Origin of the sequence: Sphingomonas sp. Leaf412 (assembly GCF_001425405.1) — a bacterium.
GTDB lineage: Bacteria > Pseudomonadota > Alphaproteobacteria > Sphingomonadales > Sphingomonadaceae > Sphingomonas.
Window position 1 is genome coordinate 471,554 of sequence record NZ_LMQP01000002.1, and the last position, 12,064, is coordinate 483,617.

11 protein-coding genes are annotated in these 12,064 nt (G+C 69.5%); 6 read left to right on the forward strand and 5 right to left on the reverse strand.

The features are described from left to right. Nucleotides 1-321 precede the first annotated feature (321 nt). From ASG29_RS06605 to ASG29_RS06620, 4 genes are all read left to right on the forward strand, one after another. On the forward strand, nucleotides 322-1,011 hold the full coding sequence (locus ASG29_RS06605) for a hypothetical protein (RefSeq protein WP_156457917.1): 690 nt from the start codon (nucleotides 322-324) through the stop codon (nucleotides 1,009-1,011). Between the two features lie 36 nt (nucleotides 1,012-1,047). Then, nucleotides 1,048-2,196 carry a hypothetical protein gene (locus ASG29_RS06610; RefSeq protein ID WP_055981944.1) on the forward strand — a complete coding sequence of 383 codons (1,149 nt, stop codon included), beginning with the start codon at nucleotides 1,048-1,050 and terminating at the stop codon, nucleotides 2,194-2,196. Nucleotides 2,197-2,377: 181 nt separating this feature from the next. Further along, nucleotides 2,378-3,547 carry a reverse transcriptase family protein gene (locus tag ASG29_RS06615; protein WP_055981947.1) on the forward strand — a complete coding sequence of 390 codons (1,170 nt, stop codon included), beginning with the start codon at nucleotides 2,378-2,380 and terminating at the stop codon, nucleotides 3,545-3,547. 449 nt (nucleotides 3,548-3,996) lie between these two features. Continuing rightward, nucleotides 3,997-4,236 (forward strand): hypothetical protein, encoded by a 240-nt coding sequence (locus ASG29_RS06620; protein ID WP_055981950.1) that lies wholly within the window; start codon nucleotides 3,997-3,999, stop codon nucleotides 4,234-4,236. Between the two features lie 181 nt (nucleotides 4,237-4,417). Here the strand turns inward: ASG29_RS06620 and ASG29_RS06625 are convergent, their stop codons facing one another. Continuing rightward, nucleotides 4,418-5,044 (reverse strand): hypothetical protein, encoded by a 627-nt coding sequence (locus ASG29_RS06625; protein WP_055981953.1) that lies wholly within the window; start codon nucleotides 5,042-5,044, stop codon nucleotides 4,418-4,420. 246 nt (nucleotides 5,045-5,290) lie between these two features. Here ASG29_RS06625 and ASG29_RS06630 point away from each other — a divergent pair, with 246 nt between their 5' ends. After that, entirely contained in the window at nucleotides 5,291-5,848 is a 558-nt protein-coding gene (locus tag ASG29_RS06630; RefSeq protein WP_200932380.1) for a hypothetical protein, read from the forward strand. Nucleotides 5,849-6,100: 252 nt separating this feature from the next. On the opposite strand, the gene ASG29_RS06635 is transcribed toward ASG29_RS06630, so the two are convergent. Next, entirely contained in the window at nucleotides 6,101-7,204 is a 1,104-nt protein-coding gene (locus tag ASG29_RS06635; RefSeq protein WP_055981959.1) for a hypothetical protein, read from the reverse strand. Between the two features lie 141 nt (nucleotides 7,205-7,345). Further along, a complete protein-coding gene (locus tag ASG29_RS06640; RefSeq protein ID WP_055981962.1) occupies nucleotides 7,346-8,839 on the reverse strand; it encodes a hypothetical protein in 1,494 nt (497 codons plus the stop codon). A gap of 113 nt (nucleotides 8,840-8,952) precedes the next feature. Here ASG29_RS06640 and ASG29_RS06645 point away from each other — a divergent pair, with 113 nt between their 5' ends. Beyond that, nucleotides 8,953-10,122: a DUF3800 domain-containing protein gene (locus ASG29_RS06645; RefSeq protein WP_055981965.1), complete on the forward strand. Its 1,170-nt coding sequence runs from the start codon at nucleotides 8,953-8,955 to the stop codon at nucleotides 10,120-10,122. A gap of 344 nt (nucleotides 10,123-10,466) precedes the next feature. On the opposite strand, the gene ASG29_RS06650 is transcribed toward ASG29_RS06645, so the two are convergent. Next, on the reverse strand, nucleotides 10,467-11,159 hold the full coding sequence (locus ASG29_RS06650; protein ID WP_055981968.1) for a GNAT family N-acetyltransferase: 693 nt from the start codon (nucleotides 11,157-11,159) through the stop codon (nucleotides 10,467-10,469). 79 nt (nucleotides 11,160-11,238) lie between these two features. Beyond that, nucleotides 11,239-11,589, reverse strand: a complete 351-nt coding sequence (locus ASG29_RS06655; protein WP_055981971.1) for a hypothetical protein — start codon at nucleotides 11,587-11,589, stop codon at nucleotides 11,239-11,241. Nucleotides 11,590-12,064: the final 475 nt, after the last annotated feature.

Consider the following 12,064-nt stretch of genomic DNA (forward strand, 5'->3'; position numbering starts at 1 on the left):
GACCTAGGGACGCACCGACGCGGCCCCACGATCGCGACCCTGATCCTCGCAACGACCAGGCCCCTCCCGAACGGGGCGAGGCGACGCCGTCCGCATGTTCGGCCGCGCTGCTCAAGAATTCGTGAAGGTCCGACCGAGCGCGATTGGCGTCGGCGCTGCCGACTGGCATGGTCTTCGGTCGCAGGTGCTTATGCGGTCGTCATCAATACGGCGGCGGGAGGATACGTTCGATGAGAGTTCTTCTGGTCATTTCGGAGCGAGCGCAGGGATCAAGCCGCGGCACGGGCGCGGATCGAGGGTGAGGCCATGCCGAACTTCTCGATGATCCTGAACGACGACGGTTCCGTTCGGCAGTTGCTGCGCGACGGCGAGCCATACGACCGCGCCATCCGGCTCGAGCCGGCGTACGCGATCGTGTCGACCTACTTCCGGCTTTCCGCGAGCAACATCGCCGGGCTCGCGGGCGCCGCCGATGACGAGCTGCGCCGCTTCCATGGCATCCAGGCCTTCCTGATGGCGCTCACCGGCGTCGAGGCGTTCACCAACGTCTTCTTCACGTTGCGCGCGCGGGAAACCGGCGACGACGCCCTCAAGGCGATCGTCGATGCGAAGAAGGGTTCCCTGCTGGCGCGGCTCGAGCGGTGCGTCGAACGTGCGTTCGCGGCCTCGCTCGACGATCAGGAAGCGCTGATCGGACGGTTGCGCGAGCTCTTCGCCATGCGCGCGCAGATCGTGCATCCCCGCTGGGACCCGGCGTCGGCGACCATCGGCGGCTTCATCCCGCTGCACATCGACGGCCTCTCGATGAACTTCCAGTCGAGCTTCGAGGACGAGCGCCTGTGCCGGGAGGCGTTCCTCTGGTGCCTGCTGCTGGTGATCAGGGTCGCGAAGGCGGCGGGTGCCGGGGACGTCGCCGCGTTCTGCCGGTTCTGGACCGGGCAGGAGAACGTCTCGGAGGAAGCCGTCCTGCGGCAGCTGGGTCTCGGCGCGGACGATGCGCCCGGTGGCTGACGACGCGTCGTCTAGCTCGCGGGCTCGGCGACGCTGATGGCGATCGCGCCTCGCACCGGTCATCCGCGCGTCGCCGCCTGGCTGTCAAACCTCCCGCCCAACCGGCAGGAGGCGGGGGCGCTGCTGGTGGACGGACTGCGGCTGGTGAGCGAGACCGACCTGCGCCGCGATCTGGGCGACCTCGTCGAGCGCCTGCTGGGCCAGCTGCCCGGCCCCGTCGCGGCGTTCCCGGCGCGCGAGGTTCCGTCCGGCGAGTCGGCGCATCCCACCGGCCGCGACGCCGGCTACGACGTGTTCCAGCCTGGACTGCCCGGCAGCGAGGCGGTCGTCGGGAACGTGCTGACCGGCGTGCTGCGGCAGCCGGCGGCGCGGGGCCAGCTGCTGCCCGATCACGGTCTCGCGCCGCTGCGGGCGGCCAAGGTGCGCACGATACTGCTGGTCGACGACTTCTCCGGCTCGGGCAAGCGGCTGGTCGACTTCGCGACCGCCCTCCGCCGTCACGCGACCGTGCGCAGCTGGGCCTCGGCGGGACTGATCGAGTTCCACGTGGCCGTGTTCGCCGCCACCGCCCGGGCGCTCCGGCTTCTCCACCGGCGGTTCGGGGAGGACCGCGTCCATCTGGTGCTGGCCGCGCCGACCTTCGCCGGCGCCGGCTGGACGGCCGAGCAGCTCGCCGACGTCGAGGCGATGTGCCTCGCCCAGGCCGGGAGGCGCCGCAAGGCGATGGCGCTTGGCTTCAAGGAGAGCCGCGCGCTGATCGCGTTCGAGCACACCGCGCCGAACAACCTGCCGTTTGTGCTCTGGAAGGTGGCGGACGGGTGGAACAGCCTATTCGAGGGAAAGGCGGTCCCGCGCGATCTGCTATCGCTGTTCGCGATGACTCCCGCGCCGCCGCGCGAGCCGCTCGCAGGGACGGCGGGGGCGGAGCGCCTCGGGCGGGTGATCGACCTGCTCGGTCACCGTGTCCGTCGGCCCGATCGGATCGCCGAGGTCACGGACACGACCCCCGCCGAGGTCGCGCGGCTGCTCGCCCTCGCTCAGACCTTGGGGCTAGCGGGGTCCACGCTGAGGCTGACCGATGCGGGTCTCGTCGAGCTCCGCCGCTGGCGGTCCGAGTACGCGCCCAGGGAGTTGCGCGACCACGACGAACCATACTATCCGTCGCAGCTGAGGGCGGAGCGGTGAGCATCCAGCCTCCCGCCGGCCGCAAGGCCGGTCCATGCCCCGGCTCGTCCGGGGCGGGCTGGCGCGTCGCGCTTCGCCTGGGAGAAGGTGTCGCCGTGATCGGCCATGGTGAAGCGGACTCCGGCACCGACGAGGACTGGGCTCGTCCCCTCCACCATCGCCTCCTATCGGGTCAAAGTGGATGATCGGCGCTTCGCCCCACCGATACGTCGTCGACGGCCGCGCGTCGGGTCGGTCCGACGAGCTCCTCGTCCGGGCTCTCGCGCAGGCCCGGTCGGTCGAGGTGGCCGGCGCGCCCGCGATCGTGACGCTGCGTCACCTCGCGGCCCGGATGGGCGTGGACTACAGGTATCTCCGCTCGGTGATCGCAAACAGGTCGGGCGACCGCTACCGCGACTTCAGCATATCCAAGCGCGGCGGCGGGGGCAGGCGGATCGCCGTCCCCGAGCCGACGCTGATGGCCGTTCAGCGCTGGATAGTCCGCGAGATCCTTCGCGGACGGCCGGTCCATCCGGACAGTCACGCCTACGCCGCCGGCAGCTCGATCGTGGCCTGCGCGCGGCGCCACTGCATGGCGGGATGGCTGCTCAAGCTGGACATCCACGACTTCTTCGAGAGCGTGCCCGAGCGTTCGGTGTACGACGTCTTCCGGACTATCGGCTATCAGCCGCTCGTATCCTTCGAGCTCGCGCGCCTGTGCACGCGGCCATGGGTCGACCCTCCGCAGGACAGGCGCGCCGCCCGCACGGTCTCCAACCACGCCAACCGTGGCATCGACCTGTATCGCCGTGAACTGACCGGCTTCCTCCCGCAAGGGGCGCCTACCAGTCCGATGCTGTCGAACCTCGCCTGCGTGGGACTCGACGGACGCCTGTCCAGCTTGGCCCGGTCCGCCGGGCTGACCTACACGCGCTACTCCGACGACCTGACGTTCTCAGGTCCGCCGGGCACGTTCGACCGAAGCCATGCCGTCGCGATGGTCGACGGCGTCCGGGACGTCCTGCGCGACCACGGCTTCCGCATGCACGAGCGCAAGATCTCGATCGTGCCGCCCGGCGGACGCAAGGTGGTGCTGGGCCTGCTCGTCGACCGGGACCGTCCGCGGCTGCCGGGCGGGTTGCGCCAGCGGTTGTCGGACCACGTCCGCGGCATCGAGGGCTTCGGCATCGCCGCCCATGCAGCCGAGCGCAACTTCGAGGCGGTCACGGGCATGGTCAACCACATCGCCGGGCTGCTCCGCTTCGCGCGGGACGTCGAGCCCGCTTTCGCCGATCGGCTGCGGGTGCGCTTCGAGGCGGCGCTCGCGCGGCATGGGTGGGGTGCCGCCCCCGAGAGCGGGTCCGAACCGTAGGTCTTAGCGCTCCGGAACAGGCCCGATCACGGCGGACGAGCCCAGCCGATCCGACTGATCCTGCTTCCTGCGAACAGACGGGGGCGTCGTGGGTTCGCGACGGGTAGGCGCATTTGCGTCTAGGCTTTGGGGACATGGCGCCGGACTATGGCCGCGCCCATTCTCGGCCTCGCGTCCCGCGCAGTCGGTGCCGTGCGCAAGCGGACCGGCGACGAGTGGAGGGGACGGGCGGCCGCCCGGGAAGGCCCGATTCTCGCGTTGGGGTAAAACACGGCAAGTCGCGCGTTGAAAGCGGTCTCGCCTTCGGTGGTTGGCGGTTTCCGAGCGGTCCCTCCGGCGCATCGCGCTGAACCGGGGTGACGGGTGCGGTATCGTGGGCAATGGCTTGACGATCGTCGCGCGGACGAAGGTTATGGCCTGTCGGGGCATCAAGGGGAATACGGGGGCTAATGAGCTACATCGACGACCTGATCGAGAATGGCACCAACTTCCAGGTCCGGCGTGGGGAGGGCACCGCGTCGTTCACGCCGGTCAGCGGACGCGACGAGGACATCGAGGCGTTCCAGGGCGTCGTGCGCGACCTGCGGTGCCACGAGGGTGACGGATACTCGATCCACATCGACCATCTGATGAGCGATCGGGCCGGTTCGTTCGTGGACGTGGTGATGATCACCTTCGACGCGAAGTGACATTAAGGGGCCCTCTATCGACGGAGGCCTCGGGGACCGCGATGCCGAGCTACCGCCGTGGACGGCTAGTGAGGCGTGGTCAGCGGCGGCGCGGTCGAGGCGCCACCAGCGGGCGGAGGGGCCGCGTCGACCGCGACGTTGGACCGCCTGCGGCCGGCCTGACGGCCGACCGCGTCGGCCGTCAGGCTGCGAGCCGCGACGTCTCGGCGTATATGTCCTGCCCGACGTTGTGGATGCAGTGCATGTAGCCCTCGCGGTGCACGTCGCGCAGGGCGTCGGACGACAGCAGGCGCTGCATGCGCGCGCTGGCGCGCCGCAGGCCGGCCTGGAGGTCGCCCGGCACGGGCGCGTCGACGAGCTTGAGCGTCCGCCCGGGCCGGAACGCGAAGTGGCCGACCTCCGGCCCGATGCCCATCGGCACAAGCAGGGCGCGGCCGTCGTTCGCCGGCGACCAGAGGCGGCAGTCGCCGTAGACGAACATGTTGTCGTCCTGCTTGCGGAACACCCCGGCGGCTAGCGGAGGCCCGGCCGCGTCGTCGACGTCGAAGGCGATGTAGATGTAGTCGGTGCCCGATCGCCGTGCGGCCGCCGCGCAGAGGTTCTGGTCGCCGTGCGTCAGCACGAACCCCGCCCCGAGCTGCGGCTCGCCCTGCCGCCGGTCCCGGCCGCGCCGCCCGGTGAGCATGATCGAGTACGCCGCGACGTACTTCATCATGTTCGCGCCGGCCGCCGGATCGGATGCGGAGAGCAATTGCAGGTCGTGGCGCGCCTGGCGCATCTCTTCGGTTTCTTCAGCCTTGTTCATCATTTCTCAACTCCTGTGGTTCAATGCGAAGCGGCGGGGCGGACCCGTCCCCGCTTTTCCCCTCTGCACCGCTTCACACCCTCCGCCGTGCCGATGGGCACTGGCTCCTGCTGCGGCCCTGGGAAGGTGCCGCCGTCGCTGGGGCGGCTGCGGCTTCTCCGCTTCGCAGGCCGGCTGCCAGACTTGAGTCCCACGCCGCAGGCGGGCGAGCTTCAGGAATCCTTACCGTTTGCGTGCCACGGCGGATCCGTGGCTGAACGTGATCCCATCTATCCGGGCGAACGCGCCTCCGCCCGTGACTTGCACAGGCTCGCCGAGGTGTACCGGGACGCCGCCTTCCGCGCGGCCGGGGCCATCCAGCGCGGCGACCCGTTGACGGCCGCACCACTCCGGCTGCTCGCGCTGCATTCCGTCGAGCTGAACCTGTCTGCCTACCTCATCCTCAAGGGCGGCACCGCGGCGACGATCCGCCGCTTGGGGCACGATCTGGGCGCTCGCTTGGCATTGGCGACGGAAGCGGGACTCGTGCTTCGTCGGCGGACTGCGGCCCATGTCGAGGCGGTCGCCCGCGACCGCGAATATCTCGTCGCGAGATACGGCCCGGAGCTGCTGGGCACCGTGTCGCAGGTGAACCGCCTGCTGGCGACCATGGAGGAGGTCGCCGGCAAGGTCTCCCGCGCCTTTGTCTGCGAGATCGCAACCGTCCCGTCGGCGATCGCACCGTTCGACGCGGCGTCATCTGCTGAGGGGAGGGTGGCAGGCCCGGCGGGTGCCGGCCCGATGTCGCAGACGAGCTTGGACCGGTGACGCCCCAAGCCATCCGGAGGCTCCACCGTCTCGGTCGTGATCCCGTGGGACGGCCCCGGCGGAGCTTGGACTAGGCCGACTCGACCGCGCGATCGTCCTGACGCCGGGCAAGTAAGGGATATGGCTGTCCGCGGTTTCGCCTTCCTGCCGCTGCGGGGGATTGGGAAGGGGTGACGGCGGGACGCCTACACGGACCCATGGCCATGCCCATATCTCGGCGTTCCGCATCGCCGTGGTGGCCGGCGGCGACCGCTATGGGATCGGTTGGGCCTTGGCGAGCTGCAGCAACTGGTTGACCTCGGACCTGCTCGACGGGTCCTCGACGTGCAGCTTCACGCTCGACGAGCGGTAGGTCCCTGCGCCCTGACGGAGCTGATCCAGCTTGCGGCCGACCCCGCGTGCGGTCGCGGTGTCCAGCATCCGCTTCATCCCGTCGACGTTGGCGTACCGCATGGCCAGCAGGCGGAGCATCTCGGTCTGCACCGCGCCCGCGACGAGGTTGTGGGCCAGGCAGCTCAGGGTATGCCGCCGCTGAGGTCCATCCTGTGGGCGATGCCGGGCGAACAGTCCTGGTCGCCAGATCGTCCGCCCTCGCGTCGCTGCGTAGAGGGCGTCGCCGGCCACACCGTTGAGGGATCTCATCGGCAGGAAGGCGGGCGGCTGGCCCAGTGGCGGAAGGATCGCGTTCTGCCAGTCCTGCGGCCATGCGGTGACGGCGTGCAGCTGGCGTTGCAACGGTTCGGGGACGGGTCCTGCCGGATCTCCGCCGGCGGCTTGCATGACTGTGTTGATGCTTATCGGCTCCGCCGACCGGGTCCCCGACGCGACGCCTGGGAAGTGGCAAGCGCGGTAGTGGTCCAGGAGATGCGTCACGACGTCAGGCAGCGTCGCGGTGGTCCCCGCGTTGACGAAGCTCGAGCCCAGTCGCAGCGTCCGGAGCCGCTCGACCCATTGGTCCAGCGTCAGCGCCGCACGCTTCGCGACGTGCACCGTGATCGCCACCACGAGACCGAACCGATAGCCGAACGCGTCGATGACGACGCGTTCCCCGAGGTCGGTTCCTATCGGTTCGGGGTCGCCCATGAGCCGGAGCGGCACGAAGGCCCTCCAGGCCCGTTCCGCGGGCACGTTGCCGGGTGAGTCCCCGAGGTAGTGGCGCCAGAACCCGCTCTTCTGGCTATCGCGCCACGGCATCGCGTATCTCAGCGGCGCGGAGCTGCCCCGGACGAGGTTGTAGACGTAGCCGTACATCCACTCGTCCGTGAAGGGCACGTCGTGGCCGTAGTGGCGGTCGAGGTGCCCATCGAAGCAGTCGCCGGCGATGAACGTGATCCGGGCATCGGTGATCGTCGTCATGCCGCCGTTATTGCGCGTATGATCATCGGCTGCTAGTCGGCTCGGGACTGAGAGTGAACCGCGAGGCCTTGGCCTAACCGCCATCGTAAGTGGACGCTTAAGGGCGGGCCACAGGGTCCGCCCACCTCAGTCGCCCGAGACTTAGCGCTGGGTCACTATCGACCCGGGACCCTCGGTCTGGTCGAGCCGGGCGGCGGGCACGATGCCCACGCCGCGGACGTCACCCGCCTGGGTCCAGTCGAGGCGTATGGCGCCCGCGGCGACGAGGTTCGCGAGGTGGTCACTCAGTTCCTTCGGGTCGCCGGCCCTGATCCTTCTGGCCAGTTCGAGCGCGTCGAACTCGGGCCGCGAGCGGTCCAGCACGTTCAGCTCGATCGCCGACGCGACCCATGCCTGACCGGCGCCTGCCGCGGATTCGAGCGAGTATATCCGGCTGTCGTCGTCGAGGGTCACGAACGGGAGCAGCGCTGACGACTTCCGGCTCGCGAGCCTCTCCAGCAGCTCGATCGGCGCGAGATCCTGGTTGAACGCGGCCGCGGCGCGCCGGCGCGCGACCAGGCTGGCCACGGCCGCGGTGAGGAGTGCAGCCAGGATGCCCGTCGCGATTGAGATGATCCAGACCCGGATCACGTCACCCAGGTCGAAGCCGTAGAGGATGTCCCGGCGGCTGCCGAGCCACATCTTCATCAGGCCGGGATAGATCCACACGAGGATCATCGACAGCGAGATCGCTACCAGCCAGTGGCCCGCCGACCACCCGAGCGAGAGGAGGCTCTCCTTGCCGTCCGCAGAGGGACCGGCGCCCGCGGCGGGACGGCGCAGCAGCCGCGTCGTGAGCGCGAACGCGGATACCAGCAGAAACCCGGGGAAGAGCAGGAAGGAGGGGACCTGTAGCACACCCTGCACCTCCGCCATGCCAGGGACGCCGACCGAGAGCTCGGCATCGGCGACGACCTGTCCGCTCCAGGCGGGCGATCCGACCCTCCGCGCCGCGACGATCACGGCCACCTTGTGCTTGCCGCTGGCGACGGGGTGGTCCCCTGACCCCGCCGTCGAGACGGGGATCGGCACGATGACCGACGAGTGCGCCGCGACGCGGCGCCCCTTGCTCCACTCCCCCTCGCCGGCGGCGAGGAACGCGGGCAAAGCGGGCCGCAGCGTCATGTCGAGGGGCAGGTCGGACAGGTTCGACAGACGCACGAGGAGCGGCCGCGTGAAGCCGTCGAGCAGGGTCTCCCCCTCGAAGGAAAGCCCGGCGCTCAGGAGCGCGGAGGCGGCCGGAGAGGGCCGGGCCTTGATCATGAGGGGCGTGGCGAGCGTCCGCCGCCGATCCTTCGCCTCCACGATCGCGGTCGCCTCGCCGTCGAACCCGGGGCGAGCCTCCAGCTCGAGGACCCACTGCGCGCTCCCGAACCGCCGCGCGGTCCACCGGACCGAGGCGGGGCCGGAGACCGCGATCGAGCGCCGCGCGACGCCGCCGCCCTCGACACGGACGAGCACCCGGCCCTCGTCGCCCGCGGCCAGCGTCACCGTGGATGGCTCGACGATCAGGCGTTGGGCTGCGGCGACGCCGGGACGGAGGAGGGCCGTCGCCAGCGACATAGCGAGCAGCATCAGGCCCACCACCTTGGTCATGCTGTTACTGTCGGGCGGGGCGGCGTCATCCGGGATCGATAGACCAACTCGGCGCGACCCTACAATCGAGGGGACGGCGTTGGCCTCGCCAGCGGCAGCACTATATCGTCGCTATGCCCGAACCCCGACGGATCTTCTGCGATGAATCCGGCCAGACCGGACCTAACCTGCTGGATCCGCAGCAGCGTCTGTTCGCATACTCCGGTGTCGCGACGTCGGACGAGGAGGCGTGGCGCCTCCTCGCGGCGGCGAGACGTGACCACGGCGTCCTGGATGACGAGCTCAAGGCCACCGCACTGCTGAAGAGCGAGCGTGGGCGCCTGTTCGTGCGGGACATCCTGCGGGCGGTGGAGGGGCGCTACTCGGTGGTGGTCTACGACAAGGCCTTGGCGCTCTGCGCGAAGGTCTTCGAGTACGTCTACGAGCCGGTCTTCCAGGACCGTCCGGAGCTGCTCTACGAGAAGGACCTCCACCGCTTCGTCGCGATGTACTGCTACACCTTCCTGATAACCAGGGACGAGCTGGGCGAGGAGGCCGTGCGGCAGTTCCTGGCGTTCATGCGCACCTATGACCCGGCGGCCGCGCCGCTCCTCTTCGGTGATGGGGGCGGCGGTCGGACGTTCGACGGCAACCCGTTCGAGATGGTGACGAGGTTCGCGAATGGCTATCGCGACGCGATCGTCGCCGACAACCAGTCCGAGCGCGACGCGCTGAGGCCGGGGACGCTCACGCTCGACTTGGCGGCGTCCGGTCTCTTCAGCCTGCTCTGCCACTTCGGGCAGGAGGGCCGTCCGCTGGACGTGACGTGCGACGAGCATCCCCAGCTGGAGAGGATCGCCCCCGCCCTCGTCGGCGGCGAGGACGATCCGGCGCTGCAGCGCGCGCGGCGCATGGCGTCCGGCGGGGCGCCTCTGGGCTGGTCGCTTGCCCGGCCGATCGACTTCGACGACTCGAGGAACCGGCCCGCGCTCCAGATCGCCGACCTCGTCGCCGGGACGGCCGGTGCCGTGGGATCTGGAAGGACAGCGACGCGCGGGCTGGAGGAGCACCTTGAGCTGATTGATCGGCACCTCAACCCGCACGCCATGCTGCCCGACTACTCCGTCGTCCGGCCGCAGCTTCGCGGCCCGATGGTGAACTGGGTCGTGCTGTACGGGCTCGGCGAGCGGGCGAGCAGGGGCGAGGACCCGTACCATCTGCTGCGGGAGGTCTACGAGGAGGCTGAGCGGGCCTGGGATGCTGGCGAGCTGAGGGTATCGACGTTGGCGGACGATGGCGGGTAGCGACGCCGAGGGGGTCGCCCTTCGTGGTGCACCCGCCATTGCTCGGTAGCCGCCCCGTCGGAAAGTGGTTGGGCCGAGTGCGGTCGACCGGCCAATGCCCGACGTCGCCGGGTGGTCGCCGCTACGGCGCGGGGGGCGGGGACCCGCGGGATGACCGGACGTGGCAGGCTTCGGTCATCCGGTCGGAGACGCTTTCCGTCTTGATCGGTTTGAGTTCGCGGGACGACTTGCGGGCTCGACGCCGGCCGGGGCCGTTCATGGCCTGCGGGATGCCGGCGGCGGACGGAGTGGATCGGCATCGACGATCGACGCGATGACCACCCCTTCGGTCGATCACGGCGCCGTTACGTGGGGGGGTGTGCCTGAACGACGCTTGGGCCCGCGCGGGCCGCCATATCGCGGAACGCCTGCGCCCAGAGTGCGAGCGAATACCCGGGGAGCATGTCGATCCTGGCGGGCGTTCCATCGCGTAGCGCACCCGGCCATCCTTCGGCCCACTCCGCGAGTGAGACGAGCGCGTCCGGAACGACGAGGTGGAACTCGTCCCCATGGACCATGCCGTCCGGCTCGGCGCGCAGGCCCGGCATGATCTCGGATGGTATCGTGACGGGCTTGTGGAATGCGAAGCCAACGGCTGGAACGATGCCCCGCGGGGCCTCGTTTCCCTTGAGCACGTGCGTCACGATTGCGGCGGGCGGGGTGCTGCCCAACGGGTCTTCGGTGAACAGCACGTGCGCCAGGGGAAGCTGCATCATGAGTTTGCCCAGTCCCTTGTCGCGCGCCTCGGGCGAGACCATCAGCCCGCCGACCTCCCATTCGTTTTTGGGTTCGTCGAAGCTGGCGTAGGACATCGCCAGGAACTCGTCGTTCGACGATATCGCACCCCAGACGCAGCGGTCCATGGCGAGTTCGAGGAAGTGCTTGGCCGTCCGCGGGTAGAGCGCGTCGTTGGTGGCGGCGAACTCCTCGTGCCACTGGTGCGCGCGACCGATCTCCGACGTGTCGAAGGCTCTCAACTCAACCTGCAATGCGACCATCCCCGTTGCCGGGCGCTCGTTATCGCCCGGAACGGGATGGTTTAGCGACGCCCGGGGATTCGGGCAACGCGCGAGGCGTTCAGGACCTGAGGTTCTTGGCCTTGACGCGTGCGTGTCCGCCCAGCGCCTCGAAGATCGCGCCTCGGCCCAGCGGGTGTGGCTGCGAGACGCCTCGGATCCAACGGCCGACGGTCGGGCGCGACACTTTCAGCATGCGCGCCATTTCGCCATCATCCAGCTCGAGGATACGCTGTGCCGCCTTCACCAGCCCGCCGAAGTCCACGTCCGCATCGGACGAGGAGGCGTCCGCCAGCTTAGCCACGAGTTCGTCGAGCGCGCCGGCCATCTGGGCACGCGCCGCCTCTACGAGCGCGACGAGATGCCCGATGTCGATGAAGGCGCCTGGCGACTGCGAATGTGCCTTGATCATGTCATGCTCCTCTGCCGGTTCATGCCCGGCTGATATCTGATAATATGCACAAAATGCTACTTATTCAAGATCCATCACCACTACGACATTTTTCAACTCCCTCAGCTACTTACGCGTCTGGCACCTCTGCTTCAACCGTGCATGATGCACAAATCCAGCTCGGGGAGGCGGAATTTCCCACCGACTCGCCGCCGCTTCGCCGGATGGGCCGGGGAGGCGCCCACTGGCCAGCGGCGGACACGTTCGCCGAGGCGATTGCGACCGAACCGAGGGCGCCGACGGTGTCGTCCGGCGCCGGGCCGCAGCGGCATCGGCCTCAGCTTCGAGGCCTGCCCAGATGGCGCGACCGGCGGAGCGGCCGCCCTCCCGAAGGTCGTCTTCGTCGATGGATTGCGGTCCGTCCGCTTCTGGGAGCCGATCAGCGGGAGCGCTGGCCGCCCGTCGCGCCGGATCGCTGATCCGTCTCCCTCCGGCG

Coding starts and splice junctions, on each gene's coding strand:
- ASG29_RS06655 (WP_055981971.1), bottom strand. CDS start 11,589: ATGATCAAGGCACATTCGCAGTCGCCAGGCGCCTTCATCGACATCGGG.
- ASG29_RS06650 (WP_055981968.1), bottom strand. CDS start 11,159: ATGGTCGCATTGCAGGTTGAGTTGAGAGCCTTCGACACGTCGGAGATC.
- ASG29_RS06645 (WP_055981965.1), top strand. CDS start 8,953: ATGCCCGAACCCCGACGGATCTTCTGCGATGAATCCGGCCAGACCGGA.
- ASG29_RS06615 (WP_055981947.1), top strand. CDS start 2,378: ATGATCGGCGCTTCGCCCCACCGATACGTCGTCGACGGCCGCGCGTCG.
- ASG29_RS06610 (WP_055981944.1), top strand. CDS start 1,048: ATGGCGATCGCGCCTCGCACCGGTCATCCGCGCGTCGCCGCCTGGCTG.
- ASG29_RS06620 (WP_055981950.1), top strand. CDS start 3,997: ATGAGCTACATCGACGACCTGATCGAGAATGGCACCAACTTCCAGGTC.
- ASG29_RS06625 (WP_055981953.1), bottom strand. CDS start 5,044: ATGATGAACAAGGCTGAAGAAACCGAAGAGATGCGCCAGGCGCGCCAC.
- ASG29_RS06605 (WP_156457917.1), top strand. CDS start 322: ATGATCCTGAACGACGACGGTTCCGTTCGGCAGTTGCTGCGCGACGGC.
- ASG29_RS06635 (WP_055981959.1), bottom strand. CDS start 7,204: ATGACGACGATCACCGATGCCCGGATCACGTTCATCGCCGGCGACTGC.
- ASG29_RS06640 (WP_055981962.1), bottom strand. CDS start 8,839: ATGACCAAGGTGGTGGGCCTGATGCTGCTCGCTATGTCGCTGGCGACG.